Annotated in this window: 13 protein-coding genes; 8 read left to right on the top strand and 5 right to left on the bottom strand. The window is 72.9% G+C overall.

All coding sequences use genetic code 11. The annotated features are described in order from the left end of the window. Positions 1–172 precede the first annotated feature (172 nt). A complete protein-coding gene (locus tag QRN23_RS08910; RefSeq protein WP_123569944.1) occupies positions 173–1,027 on the bottom strand; it encodes a DNA-methyltransferase in 855 nt (284 codons plus the stop codon). Between the two features lie 107 nt (positions 1,028–1,134). Here QRN23_RS08910 and QRN23_RS08905 point away from each other — a divergent pair, with 107 nt between their 5' ends. The 3 genes from QRN23_RS08905 (at position 1,135) to QRN23_RS08895 (ending at position 4,091) form a co-directional block, all read left to right on the top strand. Continuing rightward, on the top strand, positions 1,135–1,638 hold the full coding sequence (locus tag QRN23_RS08905; RefSeq protein ID WP_285063306.1) for a hypothetical protein: 504 nt from the start codon (positions 1,135–1,137) through the stop codon (positions 1,636–1,638). Between the two features lie 60 nt (positions 1,639–1,698). After that, positions 1,699–3,492 (top strand): DEAD/DEAH box helicase, encoded by a 1,794-nt coding sequence (locus QRN23_RS08900; RefSeq protein ID WP_056044815.1) that lies wholly within the window; start codon positions 1,699–1,701, stop codon positions 3,490–3,492. A 182-nt stretch (positions 3,493–3,674) separates the two neighbouring features. Continuing rightward, positions 3,675–4,091, top strand: coding sequence for a hypothetical protein (locus QRN23_RS08895; protein ID WP_285063305.1), 417 nt, complete (start codon positions 3,675–3,677; stop codon positions 4,089–4,091). Positions 4,092–4,308: 217 nt separating this feature from the next. Here QRN23_RS08895 and QRN23_RS08890 read toward each other — a convergent pair whose 3' ends face one another. Next, on the bottom strand, positions 4,309–5,283 hold the full coding sequence (locus QRN23_RS08890) for an ATP-grasp domain-containing protein (protein ID WP_285063303.1): 975 nt from the start codon (positions 5,281–5,283) through the stop codon (positions 4,309–4,311). A 45-nt stretch (positions 5,284–5,328) separates the two neighbouring features. Next, a complete protein-coding gene (locus QRN23_RS08885) occupies positions 5,329–6,786 on the bottom strand; it encodes a hypothetical protein (RefSeq protein WP_056044823.1) in 1,458 nt (485 codons plus the stop codon). A 156-nt stretch (positions 6,787–6,942) separates the two neighbouring features. Here QRN23_RS08885 and QRN23_RS08880 point away from each other — a divergent pair, with 156 nt between their 5' ends. From QRN23_RS08880 to QRN23_RS08870, 3 genes are read left to right on the top strand one after another with little or no spacing between them, the layout of a single operon-like run. Continuing rightward, positions 6,943–8,676 carry a DUF3375 family protein gene (locus tag QRN23_RS08880; RefSeq protein WP_285063301.1) on the top strand — a complete coding sequence of 578 codons (1,734 nt, stop codon included), beginning with the start codon at positions 6,943–6,945 and terminating at the stop codon, positions 8,674–8,676. Then, entirely contained in the window at positions 8,673–9,671 is a 999-nt protein-coding gene (locus tag QRN23_RS08875) for a DUF4194 domain-containing protein (RefSeq protein ID WP_285063300.1), read from the top strand. Before QRN23_RS08880 ends, QRN23_RS08875 begins: the two co-directional genes overlap by 4 nt. After that, positions 9,668–13,123: an ATP-binding protein gene (locus QRN23_RS08870; RefSeq protein WP_285063299.1), complete on the top strand. Its 3,456-nt coding sequence runs from the start codon at positions 9,668–9,670 to the stop codon at positions 13,121–13,123. The genes QRN23_RS08875 and QRN23_RS08870 overlap by 4 nt, the downstream gene beginning before the upstream one ends. Positions 13,124–13,221: 98 nt before the next feature. Here QRN23_RS08870 and QRN23_RS08865 read toward each other — a convergent pair whose 3' ends face one another. Continuing rightward, on the bottom strand, positions 13,222–13,944 hold the full coding sequence (locus tag QRN23_RS08865; RefSeq protein ID WP_285063297.1) for a response regulator transcription factor: 723 nt from the start codon (positions 13,942–13,944) through the stop codon (positions 13,222–13,224). Next, the gene (locus QRN23_RS08860) at positions 13,941–15,203 is read right to left on the bottom strand and encodes a sensor histidine kinase (RefSeq protein WP_285063295.1); all 1,263 of its coding nucleotides are present in this window, start codon (positions 15,201–15,203) and stop codon (positions 13,941–13,943) included. The genes QRN23_RS08865 and QRN23_RS08860 overlap by 4 nt, the downstream gene beginning before the upstream one ends. A 179-nt stretch (positions 15,204–15,382) precedes the next feature. Between QRN23_RS08860 and QRN23_RS08855 the strand changes: the two genes are divergently transcribed. Together QRN23_RS08855 and QRN23_RS08850 are read left to right on the top strand one after the other, a co-directional pair. After that, complete coding sequence (locus QRN23_RS08855) at positions 15,383–16,078, top strand: ABC transporter ATP-binding protein (protein ID WP_285063293.1); 696 nt, start codon at positions 15,383–15,385, stop codon at positions 16,076–16,078. Continuing rightward, complete coding sequence (locus QRN23_RS08850) at positions 16,075–17,385, top strand: ABC transporter permease (protein ID WP_285063292.1); 1,311 nt, start codon at positions 16,075–16,077, stop codon at positions 17,383–17,385. Before QRN23_RS08855 ends, QRN23_RS08850 begins: the two co-directional genes overlap by 4 nt. The last annotated feature ends 5 nt before the right edge of the window (positions 17,386–17,390 follow it).

The following is a 17,390-nucleotide window of genomic DNA, read 5'->3' as shown; positions in this document are numbered from 1 at the left end:
CCACCGCACCGATCCCCGTGGTGCCGTCGGCCACCGAGACGGTCTCGAAGCCGAGCCCCACCCCTGAACGCCCGCGCCTCGCGGACCCCACGGCACCCCGCCTGCCCGGGGTCGCCCTCTCGACTCCGGTCCGATCCGCGGAGCCCCCGGCAGACGCGGCGACCTCGAACGGCTAGCGCTCGGCCCCGGCAGTGACCCCGCGCCCGGCGTCCCCGCGGCCCGTGTCGCCGCGCCCCGTGTCGCCGCGCCCCGGCAGCTCGACCTGGGCGTCCTCGCCCTCGAGGCGGCGGATGATCGGCTGGACGTCGCCGATCTCGGCGCCGATCCAGTGTCGGTGCATCTTCTCGGCCACGGCGTAGGTGGTGCCCGACCCGCCGAAGGGGTCGAGGACGAGGTCGCCGGGCTCGGAACTGATGGTCAACACGCGCTCGAGCAGCTTCTCGCTGAGCTCGTTCGCCCCGCGGGTCTTCGTCGCGCGGTGTCGCACCGGCGGGATGTCGAGCCAGACGTCGGTCAGGTTGATGCCGTCCGGGTGCAGCTTGCTGCGGTGGCCGCCGTAGTCCTTGATGTCCCGGCCGCAGTGCCGGCAGACCTGGATCGGCAGGCGGGGACGGACGAAGCGCGACGGCTTGCCCTTGCTGTAGTAGAGCAGCGAGTAGTGCGACGGGTAGAGCTTGTTGGGGATCGGCAGACCGTACTTGATGTCGACCGCGACCCAGTGACGGAAGGTCATGCCCTCGCCGTTCAGCACGTGGCCCAGCTCGATGTTCCAGCGAGGGAGGTTGAACAGGTAGAAGGAACCGCCCGGCCGGAGCACGCGGACGCATTCGGCGATCCACCGACCGCACCAGGCCAGGTAGGCGTCTTCGTCGAGCGAGTCGTCGATGCCCGCGCCGTAGACCTTGCCCAGGTTGAACGGCGGATCGGCGAACACGAGGTCGACGGACTCGTCGTCGAGCTCGGCGAGGACCTCGAGGCAGTCGGCCTGGAAGAGTCGACCGCTGGCGGTGCGGTACGTCGGTTGCACATCGTCCTTCGGGGTGTCGCGGGGCGGGATCGGTCGTCGAGAAGACTACTTCGGGCCGCCGACACGGAGGCCCGTCCGTTCAGCTGACGACCGGTAGGCTAACGACCGTGTCACCCCCTGCGAAGGAGCAGAAGCCGGACTCGTGGCAACCCCGTCCGGTCGACGAGGTGATCGTGCTCCGCCGTCGGGGCCGACTCCTGCTCGACGACACCCTCGACCCCGGCGACCCGATCCTCCGCCCCCGGCGTCCCCCTCGACGAGGCCCACCGAGCGTCTCCGTCCACCGCGAGCCGATCCCCCACCAGCCCGCGCTCGCGCTGGCCCTGTCGGCGGTCGCCGCCGCCGGGTACGTCGCGTGGGGCTGGGGCGAGCTGGACGAGGGAGCCACCGGGTTCCCGTTCGGCCTCGCTCGAGGTCGCCGGGCGTCGACGCCCGTGGTCGGCCTGACCTCGGCGGCCTTCGCCGTGACGGCCCTCGTGTCGGCCACGGTCGGACGACGGCCGGGCCGGTCCCGGGCCCTGCGCCTACTCGCCGTCGCGACCTCCGCGCTGACCACGGTGGTCGTCGTGACCACGCTCGTCGCGACGGTGCTGCCCCTCGCACCGACCTGACTCGGCCCGCCTCGCGGGCGGGAGCAACAGCAGAGCGCCCGGACAAGCTACCGTTGCACCATGAGTGACACCACCGAGCAAGCCCCGAGCGACGCCACAGAGCAAGCCGACACGACGCCGACGTTCGCCGATCTGGGCTTGAGCGACCAGGTCCTGAAGGCCATCCGCGAGATCGGCTACGAGACCCCTTCGGCCATCCAGGCCGCCACGATCCCCACCCTGCTCGACGGCCGCGACGTCGTCGGGCTCGCGCAGACCGGCACCGGCAAGACCGCGGCCTTCGCCCTGCCCATCCTCTCGCGCCTCGACGTGTCGGCCAAGAAGCCGCAGGCCCTCGTCCTGTCGCCGACGCGCGAACTCGCGTTGCAGGTCTGCGAGGCGTTCGAGCAGTTCGCCTCCGGCATGCGCGGCGTCCACGTCCTGCCCGTCTACGGCGGCCAGGCGTACGGCGTCCAGCTGAGCGCGCTCCGCCGCGGCGTCCACGTCGTCGTCGGCACGCCCGGCCGCATCATGGACCACCTCGCCAAGGGCACCCTCGACCTCAGCGAACTCAAGTACCTCGTGCTCGACGAGGCCGACGAGATGCTGAAGATGGGCTTCGCGGAGGACGTCGAGACGATCCTCGCCGACACCCCCGACGACAAGCAGGTGGCCCTGTTCTCGGCCACCATGCCGCCGCAGATCCGTCGCATCTCGAAGCAGTACCTGAACGACGCCGAAGAGATCACGGTCAAGGCCAAGACCACGACCTCGGTCAACACGACCCAGCGCTACCTGATGGTGTCGTACCCGCAGAAGGTCGACGCCCTGACGCGCATCCTCGAGGTCGAGAACTTCGAGGGCATGATCATCTTCGTCCGCACGAAGAGCGAGACCGAGACCCTCGCCGAGAAGCTGCGTGCCCGCGGCTACTCGGCCGCGGCGATCAGCGGTGACGTCGCCCAGGCCCAGCGCGAGCGCACGGTCAACCAGCTGAAGAGCGGCAAGCTCGACATCCTCGTGGCGACCGACGTCGCGGCCCGCGGCCTCGACGTCGACCGCATCAGCCACGTCGTCAACTACGACATCCCGATCGACACCGAGTCGTACGTGCACCGCATCGGCCGCACCGGGCGTGCCGGCCGGAGCGGTGCCGCGATCAGCTTCGTCACGCCGCGCGAGCGTCGTCTGCTGGGTGCGATCGAGAAGGCCACCCGCCAGCCCCTCACGCAGATGCAGCTGCCGACCGTCGAGGACGTCAACAGCACGCGCCTCACCCGCTTCGACGACGCGATCACCGAGGCCCTGTCGCAGGACAGCCGCATCTCGGCGTTCCGCGACATCATCAGCCACTACGTCGAGCACCACGACGTGCCCGAGGCCGACGTCGCCGCCGCACTCGCGGTGGTCGCCCAGGGCGAGACGCCCCTGCTGCTCGATCCGAAGGACGAGCGTCCCCAGCGCGACGAGCGTCCGCTGCGCGAGCGCGACGACCGCGCCCCGCGCGCTGGTCGCGACGACGACCGGGGTGAGCGCCGTGAGCGTGGCCCGCGGACGTCGAAGCCGATGACCGCCTACCGCATCGAGGTCGGTCGCCGTCACCGTGTCGAGCCGCGTCAGATCGTGGGTGCCCTGGCGAACGAGGGCGGTCTCAGCCGCGACGACTTCGGGGCGATCCAGATCCGCCCCGACTTCTCGGTCGTCGAGCTCGCCTCGGACGTCTCGAGCGACATGCTCGACCGTCTGAGCGACACCCGCATCAGCGGCAAGCTCATCGAGATCAAGCCCGACCGCCGAGGAGGCGCGCCCCGCCGCGACGACCGCCCCGACCGGTCGCAGGGTGGAGAGCGGCCCGCCCGCAAGCCCCGCTACTAGACACCCGGCCGCACGGCCCACGACGCCGACCCGGCTCCCGCCTGGTCGGCGTCGTCGTGTCCTGGCGGTTCGTCGGCGACCAGCGGTCGCGCACGGGCGAGTTCGTCGTCCCCGGTCCGCCTGAGTCGCCCGTCCACCACGAACTCGCCCGTGAACCCACCGTCCCCGCTGAACGGAGTCCGATGAGCACCCCGCCCTCCCCCGGTGGCACCGACGCGCTGTTCGGCGTCGTGCAGACCGCCCTCACGATCGGCAGTGCCATCCCGTTGGTGCTGTCGGTCGTCGCGCTCGTGCTCTTCGTCCGGATGAAACGTCGGCTCTCGGCCGGCCTGCCGGGAACGCCGGGCACGCGCCGCCTCGCCGACGACTCCCGCCGACTGCACGACCTGGCCCGGGTGAGCCTGCTGGGTGCCGCGTTCGGCCTCGTGCTGCTGGTGATCGGCCAGCTCGTCGTCGGCCTCGGCACGACGCAGGGCCGCGCGGCGGCGTTCGCCGGGCCGCTCGCACCCGTGACGATCGGTGCGATCGTGCTGACCGGCCTCGCGGCCGTCGCGTTCGCGACGTCGCCGGCGCCGCCCGCGCCTCCTGAACGCCGCTGACCCCGTTCCGCGTCGGCGCGGGTGCGTGCTCGCCGAGTGGGCAGAAACGGTCCTTCCCGGCCCGACGAAGGACCCTTTCTGCCCACTCGTTCGGTGCTCACCCCGGGCGGGCGCCAGGGACGGCTCACCCACGGCCCGGGGTGACGCGCGGCCCCGGGTCGGTACCGTGGCTGGATGACGTCGTCGACGGAGCTCGGCGGTGTCGACGTGACCGGCGCTAGGCCGGGGTCGCGGCGTACTCCGCCGCCAACACCTCGCCCAGCCACGCGGCGAGCGTCGCGGCGGCCGACACCGACGACGACCGCTCGACGTCCGGGTTGTAGTTGGTGTTCGTGTTGACGTCGTAGGGCACGGAGCGGCCGTCGACGGTCTCGATGAACTCGATGCCGGCGACCTCGATGCCGTGCTCGGCGACGAAAGCCTCGAGTCGCCGTACGAGCGGGTGCTCCGCGGTGACCGACGGGCGCACCGCGAACGGCGCGAACGTGGCCGGGTCGGCACCGTCGGGCACGACGCACGCGTCGGCGGGGCACAACTCGAAGCTGCCGGCCGAGGTGTCGACGCGCACCGCGTAGACGAAGCGCCCGCCGACGAACTCGACGCGCGTGTTGAAGGGCTCCTCGGCCTGCAGGAACTCCTGCAGCAAGGTGATCCCGTCGACCGGCACCTCGAAGTCGGGGCCGTCGACGTACGCGTCGAACGAGTCGAGATCGTCGAAGCGCCGCACACCGAGGCCCTTGCCGCCCTGGTTGTGCTTCGTGATGAACGGCAGTCTCTGCTCGCGTGCCCGGGCCTTGAGGTCGGCGGTGCCGAACACGGCGGTCGTCGCGGGCACGTCGAACCCGGCGGACGCCAGCGCCAGGTACTGCGCCACCTTGCTCACCTCGAGTTCGACGACACCGCTGCCGTTGATGGTCCGGCGCCCGTGCCGTTCGGCCCAGCGCAGGGTCGCTCGCGCGACCTCCTTGGCCGTCCCCCGGCCGCGCGTGTGGGCCGAGCCGCTCAGCCGCGACCAGAACACCCCTTCAGGAGGCGCGGCCGCGAGGTCGAAGGACGTCCCGTCGAGCAGGTGCTCGCGGTGGGGCACCCCCGCGGCGTCGAGCGCGGCGACGAGCGGCGGCAGCCACTCGGCGTTGTCGTGCAACACGTGCACGACGGGTGACGGGTCGGCGTGGTCGATCGGCGAGGTCATCGTTCGATCGTGCACCCTTCGGGCCCGGGGTGCCAGCACCGACCATCACGCGCCCCATGCGGACCGGACGATCGCGCACAGTGCTGCATCGTCGTCGGCGAGCGCCGAGCACTCGCCCGTCGCGGCCTGGCCGACCGTCTCGGTGGCGAGGTCGGCCGCCCCGCGCACGTCTCGCCGGAACGTCACGACGGTCCCGGCCGGTGCCGTCCGAACCGCGCCGACGACGTCCGCCAGGGCGGCGTCGGTGGCGGCGGCGTCGTGGTCGTCGTCGAGCTCGATGCTGAGGCGGCCTTCCGTGGCGGTCACGGCCATGCCTTCGATCCGGGGTGCGGCCACGATGGCGCCCGTGACGGTGGCGAGCACGGCGAGTGCCTCGGGCCGGCCCGAGAACGAGAGACCCCTGCGGTCGGCTGCACCGGACGAGACGCGGATCTCGTCCATCCCGGACACGGCCGCGGAACCACCGATGGCCTGCATCGCGGGCACGACGCCCTCGAGCCCCGACGTCCATACCTCGACCGACCGGGCGCTGATCGCCGAGTAGGTGACCGTGTCGGACGCGACGACGTCCACCAGCGACTCGGCGGCGGACAGGTCGCCGTCGAGCTCTCGCCGTTCGTCCGGTGACGAGACGAAGCCGATCGAGGTGCCGGGCACCTCGGACATCCCGACGAGGACGCCGGCGATCCGTGCCGCTCGCGGGGACGCCTCCGCCACCTCGTCGCGCGAGTGGTGACCCGTGACGCTCGGTGTGTCGAGGTCGACCCGGATGCCCTCCGGCAGGACCTCGACCCGCCCGGCCCCGAGATCCGCAGCCCCCACGGCGTCGAACAGACGGGCCTGGTCGGCGGCGTCGAGGACGACGTCGGACGTCGCGGGATCGTCGAGGACCGAGGGGAACCCGGAGACGTTCTCGGTCACGAACCGGCGGGTGTCCGGACTCCACGCCGTCACGTCGACGTCGGTCAGCTGGGCCGCGGCGTCCCGAAGGGAGCGTGCCCGCTGCCAGGCCGAGAGGACGTCCGACGACTCCGACGGGACCACCGTGATCCCGAACCCTCGCCGAGGCGAGTCGTCCCCGGTCGCCCCGTCCTCGCCGAACGCGTGCGTGGCGAGGGACACCTCGGCGAAGACCGCGTCGTCCGCGACGCGACGCGCGAGGTCGAGCTGGGCCGCCGTGTCGCCCTCGTCGGCGAGCACCTCGAACGAGACGGTGCCTCGCCGGACGTCGACGAACCGCCAGTCGGAGGAGTCACCGACGTTGCGGGCCACGAACGGCCTGATGCGCTCGGCGACGGCTTCGAGGTCGTCGTCGGAGAGGTCGTCCTCGACCACGACCGTGGCCTGGGCCTCCGCGACGCCGAGGGGAGAGTCGGTCCCGGCCGTCTCGATCTCGACCACGCCGCCGACACCGTCCATGAGCGACTCGAATCGTTGGAGCAGGTCACTCGAGCTGGCACATCCGGCGGCGAGCGCGAGGACGGCCACGACGACGGTCGCCACGACGCCCCGCCTCGACCTGATGCCCATCCCCATTCCCATCCCCATCCCCATCCCCATCCCCCCATCCTGGCCGCTGCGGACGACGAGCGACACCGTCGCCGAGCGGAGCGTCACCAGTTGGTATCGTCGTCCGACGATTGCCGGAGGTCTTGCTTGGTGAACCACCCGTCGGGGCACGACGACGCCCTGAGCCGCGACGACGTGCGCGCGGCGTACGAAGACGACCCCACCTGGGCCCTGCTCCGCGGCTACAACGCCCGCTGGATGCTGCCGCTCTTCTCCCGCCACCTCGAGCACGCCGAGGGTCCGGTGTCGGCCGACTGGTTCCACCGGCAGGTCGCCGACGCCCTCGAGCAGAACACGGCCGAGCAGGCGGCGTCCGAGCAGGCCGCACTCGAGCAGGCGGCGTCCGAGCAGGCCGCCCCCGAGCACCCGACGTCCGTGCGGGCGACGACCGAGCGGGACTCCGAGGAGGCGCGGCCCGCGTCCCCGACGCCCGCCGCCACGCCGGCCCCCACCGAGCAGAAGACCACCCCGGCCGAGTACTGCCGCAGCTGGGTCGAGAGCCGCTGGCTCGTCCGCACCCGCGCCTCCGGACCGGACGCCCGCGCCGAGTACCGCCTGTCACCGCACGCGCTCAAGGCGCTGCGCCTCGTGCGCGACCTCGTCGAGCGCGACAACGCCGTCAGCGAGGCCCGCCTCGGCAGCATCGCCCACGCCGTCGGGCAGCTCGCGGGCCTCGCCGACCCCAGTCGCGAGTCGCAGCTCACCCGGCTCGACGAGCAGATCGCCGAGCTCGAGCGCCGCAAGGCCGAGATCGAGCGGCACGGCACCGAACCCACCGCTCCCGACGTGCTGCGCCGTCAGGTCCGCGAAGTGGTGCGTCTGACCGCGTCGCTGCCCGAGGACTTCCGCCAGCTCGGCGCCATGGTCGAGCAGCGGCACCGCGAGGTCGCGCGCCGGGCCTCGTCCGAGCACGTCGGCAAAGGCGCGCTCGTCGACCAGTACCTGCGCGACAACGACCTGCTCGAGCAGACCCCCGAGGGACGCGCCTACCGCGGCTTCGCCCAGATGCTGTCGTCGCGCGGCATCGACGTCATGCGCGCTGACATCGAGAAGGTCCTCGCCCAGCCCGACGCGGCCGCACAGCTCACCGAGCGCCAGCGCACGCAGCTCGAGTCGCTCATCTCGTCGCTGCTCGCCGAAGAGCAGAGCGTGCAAGAGACGTACGGCCGGTGGACGTCCTCGCTGCGGCGCTTCCTCAGCCGGTCGGGCTCCGACCAGCAGCAGCGCCTGCTCACCCTCGCCGACCGGGCGCTGCACGCGGGTGGGGTCTGGGCCGAGCGCCGGCCGGGCCACGCCATGCTGCCCGTCGAGCACGGCGACGGGCTCGGCCTCGGGGCGCTCGACGTCCGTGACGTCAGCCAGGTGCAGCTGCACACCGACCGCGCGCGGCCGACGGTCGACGTGCAGGTGACCATCGGCGACGCGACCCTGCCGGAGGCCGACCGGGCCGCCCTCCGCCTCACCTCGGGCACGAGCACCGCGGCCGTGTCGGCGACGATCGACCGGCTCCTCGTCGACCGCGACGAGGTCACGAGCGTCGACGTCTACCAGGCGACCGAGCCCGGGTTCCGCCGCCTCGCGCTCGTCCTCAGCATGCTCGACCTCGCGCTCGAGCGCGGCGTCGTCGGCGACGACACCGAGACCGTCGAGCTCGTCGGCGATCCCGCCGACCCCACGACGTCAGGAGGCGCGGGTCGGCAGGTCACGCTGCCCCGCCTCGTGTTCCGGCGCGACCCCGCGGGTCCGCCCGGGGCCGAGCCGGGCGTCGAGCCCGACGCCCCCGACCTCACGACCGGCACGACCAGCACGAAGGACCTCGCATGAGCCCCGCAGCCCCCTCGGACGAGACCGGCGTCGACGAGGCGACCCGCGCCTCCTCGGCCGAGGCGACCGCCACCTCCCCCGACGAGTCGGCGCGCGCCTCCCGCGATGCCTTCGACGACGGCGACGCCGACGACGCGGCGGCCGGTGGCGTCCCGGACGCGCTACCGCTGGCCGGACGCAAGGCGCTCGTCACGCTGCTGACCCACCGGTTCGTGTCCCGCGCGCGGCAGCAGGAGGCCTGGGCGGGCCTACTCGCGCACGAACCCGAGATCCGGGCGCGGCTCGAGGAGCTGTTCCTGGTGCTGGTCGTCGACCACGACCACGAGGTCGCCTTCAAGCGACAGGGCGGCGAGGACGACGTGCCCGTGCTGCTGCGCCGCGAGAAGCCGCTGTCGCGGGACGCCTCGCTGCTGATGGTCTTCGCCCGCCGGGAGCACGCCTTCACGGACGGGCAAGACGAGGCGGTCGTGATCTCGAAGGACGCCGTGGCCGAGTTCCTCGGTCGGTACCACGACGACTCGGGCTCCGACGAGGTGCGCGCCCGCCGCCGGGTCGACGCCGCGATCGCCGCGCTCGTCGCCCGCGACCTGCTGACGGCCGAGCCCGACGACCCCGAACTGTTCGTGGTCTCGCCCGCGATCGTGCCGCTGATGACCGCCGACCGACTCGCGCACCTCGAGCGGGTGTACCTCGAGGCGGCAGGCGTCGAGGGCGACCCGACCGACGAGGACGAGGTCGGCACCCCCGCCGACGCGGACACGGCCGAAGCGGAGGTCGACGCCGACGCCGACGCCGACGCCGACGAGCCCGAGGTCGAGGTCGAGGTCGAGGTCGAACCCGATCACGCCGACGACGGCCCCGCCGACACGGTGGAGGACACCCCCGACGCCGAACCCGACCCGACCGCCGTCCCGCTCGACCTCGACCTCGAGCCCGAGCCCGAGGCCGCGCACGACGCCGGCACCGACACCGACCCGGAAGCACCCCAGGCATGAGCATCGCCGACACCCCGCCCGACCTCGGCATGTTCCACTCGGGCCAGTACCGCATCGAGCAGGTGCAGCTGCTCAACTGGGGCAGCTACGCCGGCCTGCACCGCATGCCCGTGGGTCGCGGCGGCATCGCCATCCTCGGCCCGACCGGCCGCGGCAAGTCGACCGTGCTCGACGCGATGGCCGCGGTCATCATGCCCAACCCGCAGGAGTTCAACCGCGCCGCCCGCGACGACAGCCGGCAGCGGTCCGAGCGCACGGTCTACAGCTACGCGCGCGGCAAGACCGACGAGGTCCGCGACGCCGCCTCCGACCGCACGACGACGCGGTTCCTGCGTCCGCTCGGCCAGGCGTTCCCGAGCGGTGCGGCCATCACCTGGTCGACCGAGCTCGGTCAGACGGTCACGGCCGTCCGCGTCGCCTGGATCGGCGAGGACACCGCCAGCCAGGACGACGTCACCCAGGCGAGCGTCTACCTCCTCGTGCAGGGTCGCTTCGACCTCAGCCGCCTGGCCGAGGTGACGCGCGAGGGCACGAGCCAGAACCCCCTGACCCGTGGCTCCCTCGCCCGCCTGCTCGACCCCGCCCACGACCTCGCGACCTCGTCGCAGCCCGAGCTGCGGGTGCGGTTGTGCGGTCAGCTCGGCATCGGCGGCAGCGACGAGTCGCAGCTCAAGGCCCTGACCCTGCTGCGTCGGGCGCAGGCGTCCAAGGGCGTGTTCTCGATCGACGACCTGTTCAAGCAGTTCGTTCTCGTGCAGCCGCAGGCGCTCAGCCGCTGGGAGACCACGCTCGCCACCTACCGCGAGGCCTCGGCGCTCTACGACGTGTTCGAGACGACCCGCAAGAAGCTCGACGTGCTCGAGGCCGTGCCGACGCTCGCCGACCGGTACGAGCTCGCCGGACGCGACGGCTCGGCCAAGCGCCGCCTGCTGGTCGACGACGACGGGCCCAGCCGCCTCCGCGTCTGGTTGGCCGAACGCGTCGGCAGCTGGGTCAGCGGCGAGGTCGACCGCGTCACGACCGAGAAGCGCGAGCAGGGCGAACGCCGGAGGCGCGCCCAGGCGGACGAGCAGCTCGCGTTCCGGTCCCGTGAACAGGCCCTGGCGCGGATCAGCGAGCTCGGGGGCGACCCCACGCAGTCGCTCCGCGAGCACGTGGCCGCCGCCGAGGCCGAGCTCGCCGCCGTCGAGCGCACCCGCGGCCGGCTCGCCACCGCGCTCGACGGGACCGGCGCGTCCCTCCCCCGCGACGACGAACAACTCGCCGCGCTCAGGCAGCGTGCCGACCGCCTCGCGGCCGACGACGCGGCCGCCCGGGCCGCGACCGCCGACGCCCGCAGCGACCTCGCCGCCCGCATCGGCGAGACGAAGCGCTCGCTGGCCGCCCTCGAGAAGCAGAAGCGGTCGTTCGAACAGCGCCGCAGCAACGTGCCCGACGACGCGATCGAGCGACGTCGGCGCATCGCCGAGGGGGCGGGCGTGCCGGTGTCGGAGCTGCCCTACGCCGGCGAGCTGTTCGAGGTCGCGCCCGAGCACGCCGGGTGGGCCGTCGCGATCGAGCGCGTGCTCGGCGACCTCGCCACGCACCTCCTCGTGGACCGCGCGCATTTCGACGCCGTGCGCCGCTGGGTGGACGAGAACGACGTGCGGGGACGCGTCACGCTCGTGCCGGCGACCACCATGGCCGATCCGACGCTCACCCCGGTCGACCGCACCGTGCCCGCCATGGTGCGGCTCGACCCGGCGAGCCCGTTCCGTGGCTGGCTGCACGACGAGCTCGTCGCCGACCGCAGCGTGCTCTGCGTCGAGGGGCCCGACGACCTCGGCGGCCCCCGCCCGGCCGGCACCCGCGGTGCCGTGACCCGGCGGGGCCTCCGCACCGGCTCGCGGGACCGCGTGATCAAGGACGACCGGTCGACGCGTTCGTGGATCGGGCTCGACAACGCGGCCCGGATCGCCGAGCTCGGCGACGAGATCGTCGACCTCGAGGCCGTGCTGGCCCGGGTCCGCGGCGAGTACGACGCGATCGAGGCCGAGGCGGTCGAGCGCCGCCGCGTCGCCGACGCCGTCGCCCGCGCGAAGGAGTTCACCTGGGACGAGCTCGACACCGCCCCCGCGCAGGCGAGGCTCGACGACCTGCGCGCCCAGCTGGACCGCATCGCCGTCGAGCGTCCCGAACTGGCCACGTTGCAGGCCGAGGCCGCGCAGCACGACGACGACCGCTCGGCCGCGACGCGCCGCCTGGCCGAGATCGACCAGGTGCTCGCGCAGCTCGACGAGAAGCACGCGACGCTCGTCGACATCGAGGACGAGTTCGCGGACGCTGCCGACGCCGATCCCCTGACCGACGACGAGCGGGCACTCCTCGCCCCGCTGCCGTTCGCGGCACCGCGCGAGGCGACCGACGTCGTGCGGCTGTACCGGGACGCGGCGTCTCAGCTGCGGGCCCAGGTCGACGCGCACGACCGCGACCGGGCGAACGCCGAGTCGACGCTCGTCGTCGTCTTCGAGCGGTACCTCGAACTCGACCGCACCGCGGGCATCGACGCCACGATCGAGAGCCTGCCGGCGGTCCGGGCGATCCACCGGCAGCTCGTCGAGGACGACCTGCCCCACGCGAGACAGCGCTGGCTCGAGAGGGCCGGCAGCGACGTGGGCGACAGCCTGCGGGCGCTGCTCGTCCAGATCGAGGAGGACGGCCACGTCATCCGCCGCGGCGTCCGCCCCATCTCGCAGGCCCTGCGGTCGATCGAGTTCCGGCAGGGTTCGACGCTCGACATCGAGCCGCGGCCGGTGTCGAACGGCGACCTGCTCGAGTTCAAGCGGACGCTGCGCGAGCACACGGGCGGGGCCGGGAGCGGGGGCACGTCCGAGGGACGCTCCTCGGACGGACGGGCCCCGGAGGCGCGGGACGCGTCCGAGGTCGAGCGCCGGTTCCTGAGGCTCCGCCGCGACCTCGCCCACCTCGAGGAGAAGTCGAAGGTCGGTGACGCCTGGCGCCGGCGGGTGCTGGACGCGCGGGAGCACTACCAGTTCCGGGCGATCGAGACCCGCGCCGACGGAACGCAGATCGTGCACGAGGGCGTGGCCGGCAAGTCCGGCGGCGAGGGGCAGGAGCTCATCGCGTTCGTGCTGGGGGCCGCCCTGCGGTTCCGGCTGGGAGACGGCACCGACCGGGTGCCGACCTACGCGCCGATCGTCCTCGACGAGGGCTTCGTCAAGGCCGACGCCGAGTACACCGGCCGGGCCCTGGCGGCACTGACCTCCCTGGGCTTCCAGCTCGTGGTGGGCGCGCCGCGCGACAAGGTCAACGCCTTCGAGCAGCACGTCGAGAGCGTGGCGTACATCTCGAGCGATCCGTCGAACCCCGAGCTGTCGCGCATCTACCCCCTGACCATCCGGCAGGCGATCCAGGTCGAGCAGCACGGACTCGACCCCGCCGCGCTCGCCTGACCCGCGCCTCCTCGTCCCCCTCCGTCCGAGTGGGCAGAAGATGTCCTCCGCACACCGGGGAAGGACATGTTCGGCCCACTCGGACGCAGGGAAGGCCGCTACGCGGCGCCCGGCGCGAGGAAGCCCGTCTCGTAGGCCAGGATCACCAGCTGCGCCCGATCGTGGGCGTCGAGCTTGGTCATGATGCGGTTGACGTGGGTCTTCGCGGTGTGCGGCGAGATGACCAGGTCGGTGGCGATCTCGGCGTTGGCGCGACCCCGGGCGACGAGCAGCAACACCTCGCGCTCACGGTCGGTGAGGTGCGCGAGCCCGGCCGGCACGGCCGGCGACGACTCCCCCGACGACGACTCCCCTGACGACGTCGTCCCCGAGACCGATCCCGCCCCGCCACCACCCGGCAGGACGTACTTCTCGATGAGGCTGCGGGTCGCGACGGGCGACAGCAGCGACTCCCCCGCGTGGACGGCCCGCACCGCCCGGACGATCTCGTCGGGCTCCGCGCCCTTGCCGATGAACCCGCTCGCCCCGGCGCGCAGGGCCGCGACGAGGTACTCGTCCGCCTCGAACGTGGTGAGGATCAGCACCTTCGTCCCGGCGAGCAGCGGGTCGGCGCAGATCTCGGCCGTCGCGCCGATGCCGTCGAGTTCGGGCATGCGGATGTCCATCACGACCACGTCCGGACGCAGGGCCGACGCCCGCATCACCGCCTCCCGGCCGTTCACGGCGTCGCCCACGACCTCGACCCCGTCCTCACCGTCGAGGATGTCGGTCACGGCCTGACGGATCAGCGGCTGGTCGTCGACGACGAGCACGGTCGTCACGAGGCTCCCCCGCTCCCACCGGACGAGCCGGACGAGCCGGCCGAGCCCGACGAGCCCGACGAACCGGCCACGTCGACCCCACGCGTCACCGGCAGCACGGTCGCCAACCGGTAGCCGCCCGGCGTCGGCCCGGTCTCGACGACGCCCCGAACCGAGGCGACGCGTTCGCGCAGACCGAGCAGCCCGTACCCGCCACGGACGTCCACCGCTTCGGGCGCGTCCTTCGACGCCGGCACGGGGTTCGTCACCACGACCGACACCTCGTGCTCGTCGACCGCGACGAGCACGTGCGCACGGTGTTCGGCACCGTGCTTGCCGGCGTTCGTCAGCCCCTCCTGCACGACCCGGTACGCGACGAGGTCGACCGCGCCCGTGACCGCGGCGAGCGGGCCCTCGACCCGCGTGCTCACGACGAGGCCCGCGTCGGCGAACCCGGCCACGAGCTCGTCGAGTCGTGCGAGGCCCGGTTGCGGCGACAGGACCCGCTCGGAGTCCCCGGCGCGCAGCACCTCGAGCAGGTCGCCGATCTCGCCGAGGACGGTCCGGGAGGCGCGGCGGATGGTCGCGAGGGCCGTCACCGCCTTCTCGGGTCGCGTCTCGATCGCCGACGACGCGACGCCCGCATTGAGGCTGATCACCGAGATCTGGTGGGCGACGGCGTCGTGCAGATCGCGGGCGATGCGCAACCGCTCCTCGGCCACCCGGCGCGAGGCCTCGGCCTCACGGGTGCGTTCGGCTCGTTCGGCGCGTTCGGTGACGGCCTCGATGTACTCCCGTCGGGAGCGGCTGGCGTCGCCCGCCGCGGCGGCGAAGGCGACCAGGAGCGTGAACTGGACCACGGGCAGGTCGACGACGCGTCCCCCCACGCCCAGCAGGCCGAGCAGGGCGACGGCCAGGACCGTGGCGACCGTCACGACGATGGTGCGGCGGCGCGGGGTCCGCGCGGCCACGGCGAAGACGGCGATGCCGGTGGCGAGGACGACGCCCGGTGCGAGCGTGCCGAGCAGGGCGGCGATGCCGAACAGGCCGACGATCGCGGCGAGCACCGGGACGGGGCGTCGACGACGGAACGGCAGCAGCACGACGGGGGCGAGGACGACCGCGACGGCCAGCACGCCGGTCGGCCGGAACCCCGCGACGGGGAAGGGGGCGAAGGCCGCACCGACGACGAGCGCCGCGGCGAGCGTGTCGCCCAGCCACCAGGGGACGCGAGGTCGCGGGTAGGGCGGCTCGCGCCTCCTGCCGTCCGTCGTCGTCATGACCCCATCGTGCCCTGGAACGCCCACGGCCGAGTCCCCCTCTGGCCCGACGTCGCGTACCGCGGGTGCGGTACTCGACGGCTGGCAGGTGTCCGCGGTGGGGGGACGACCCGGTCGGCGCGGCCCGCGAGGGTGGACCTCGGCCCCGGAGACACCGGGCCGTCAGCGACAGGAGCACCATGGCGCCGATCATCTCGGTCCGAGACGTCCACCGTTCGTACGGGCGCGGCCCGAACCGGTTCGAGGCCCTCAAGGGGGTGAGCTTCGACGTCGCCGAGGGCGAGAGCGTCGCGATCGTCGGCAAGAGCGGCTCGGGCAAGTCGACCCTGATGCACGTGCTCGCCCTGCTCGACGCCCCGACGACCGGCACCGTCGAGCTCGAGGGGGTCGACACGAGCACGCTCAAGGGAGGGCGCCTCAACCGGACGCGCAACAAGACGTTCGGCTTCGTGTTCCAGCAGTTCTTCCTGACGTCGAGCTCGTCGGTGCTCGAGAACGTCGTGCTGCCCATGAAGATCGCGGGCGTGCCCCGCGGCGAGCGCCGTCGTCGCGGCCTGGCGGCCCTCGAGCAGCTCGAGCTCGCCGACAAGGCGAAGAACAAGGCCCTGAACCTGTCGGGTGGTCAGAAGCAGCGCACGGTGATCGCGCGCGCGCTGGTCAACGACCCGCGCATCATCTTCGCCGACGAGCCCACCGGCAACCTCGACACGGCGACCGGGGCGGTCGTCGAGGACATCATGTTCTCGTTGAACCGCGAGAACGGCATCACGCTGATCGTGGTGACGCACGACGAGGAGCTCGCGGCGCGCTGCGACCGGCGCATCGTGATCCGCGACGGGTTGATCGTCGACGACGAGGCCGAGGTGGCCGCATGACGACCCTCGACCTGCTGCTGACCGCCGTCTCGAACACGTTCCGGTCGAAGACGCGGACGATCCTGACCGTCCTGGCGATCTTCGTCGGCGCCTTCACGCTGACGCTGACGAGCGGGCTGGGCACCGGCATCAACGCCTACATCGACGACACGGTCTCGGCCGTGGGCTCGTCCGACACGATGACGGTCACGAAGGCCTCCGACGACGCGCAGGGTCTCGGCGGGGCGAACTCGGGCCCGACCGAGTACGACCCCGACACCGTCGCCGCGGGCGGGTTCGGCGCCCCCGGGGCGACCGTCGTCGCCCTGACCCCGGACGACGTGACGACCCTCGAGGGCGTCGACGGCGTGCTGGCCGTGCAGCCGACCGAGTCGCTCGCGACCGACTACGTCGAGGGCGAGAGCGGCACGAAGTACGTCGTCTCGGCGAGCGCCCTCGTGCCCGGGCAGCAGCTCACCCTGACGGCGGGCGCCCAGCCCGACGACGACGCGACCGACCTGCAGGTGGTCGTCCCGACGTCGTACGTCGGTCCCCTGGGGTTCGCGGACGACGAGGCGGCCGTGGGTCGGTCCGTCACGCTCGCCGTGACCGACGCCACGCGCACGCAGCACACGGTCACCGCGACCGTCGTCGGCGTCGCGGAGGAGAGCATCGCCTCGCCCGCTGGAGCGGCGGTCACCCCGAACGCGGCCCTCGGCACGGCCCTGTTCGACGCGCAGAACGTCGGGCTGCCCGCCGACCAGGTCGACCGCTACGCGCAGGCCACGGTGCGGTTCGCCGCGGACGCGTCCGACGGGCAGGTGAGCGACCTCGAGGACCGTCTCGCCTCCGCCGGCTACACCGGCACCACCGTCGCCGACCAGCTGGGCACCTTCACGACGGTGATCGACGGCATCGTGCTCGTGCTCAACGCCTTCGCGATCATCGCCCTGCTCGCGGCGAGCTTCGGCATCGTCAACACGCTGCTGATGAGCGTGCAGGAGCGCACCCGCGAGATCGGCCTGATGAAGGCCATGGGCATGGGCAGCGGCAAGGTGTTCGGCCTGTTCAGCCTCGAAGCCGCGTTCATCGGGTTCCTCGGCAGCGCGATCGGCGTGGGCGTCGCGATGATCGCGGGCAGCGTCGTCAGCGCCACCCTGGCCGGGTCGCTGCTGTCGAACCTGCCCGGGCTGACGCTGATCGCGTTCGACCCCGTGTCGATCGCGCTGATCATCGTCGTGGTGATGGTGATCGCGTTCCTGGCCGGCACGCTGCCCGCCGCGCGCGCCGCGAAGGCCGACCCGGTGGAGTCGCTGCGCTACGAGTGAGGCCG

The sequence above is a fragment of the Frigoribacterium sp. ME-P-080 genome, from assembly GCF_030209595.1.
Classification (GTDB): domain Bacteria; phylum Actinomycetota; class Actinomycetes; order Actinomycetales; family Microbacteriaceae; genus Frigoribacterium.
The sequence above is the reverse complement of the archived record's forward strand: the minus strand, read 5'-3'. Positions and strand labels throughout refer to the sequence as shown.

Coding starts and splice junctions, on each gene's coding strand:
- QRN23_RS08900 (WP_056044815.1), top strand. CDS start 1,699: ATGAGTGACACCACCGAGCAAGCCCCGAGCGACGCCACAGAGCAAGCC.
- QRN23_RS08895 (WP_285063305.1), top strand. CDS start 3,675: ATGAGCACCCCGCCCTCCCCCGGTGGCACCGACGCGCTGTTCGGCGTC.
- QRN23_RS08890 (WP_285063303.1), bottom strand. CDS start 5,283: ATGACCTCGCCGATCGACCACGCCGACCCGTCACCCGTCGTGCACGTG.
- QRN23_RS08875 (WP_285063300.1), top strand. CDS start 8,673: ATGAGCCCCGCAGCCCCCTCGGACGAGACCGGCGTCGACGAGGCGACC.
- QRN23_RS08870 (WP_285063299.1), top strand. CDS start 9,668: ATGAGCATCGCCGACACCCCGCCCGACCTCGGCATGTTCCACTCGGGC.
- QRN23_RS08860 (WP_285063295.1), bottom strand. CDS start 15,203: ATGACGACGACGGACGGCAGGAGGCGCGAGCCGCCCTACCCGCGACCT.
- QRN23_RS08855 (WP_285063293.1), top strand. CDS start 15,383: ATGGCGCCGATCATCTCGGTCCGAGACGTCCACCGTTCGTACGGGCGC.
- QRN23_RS08850 (WP_285063292.1), top strand. CDS start 16,075: ATGACGACCCTCGACCTGCTGCTGACCGCCGTCTCGAACACGTTCCGG.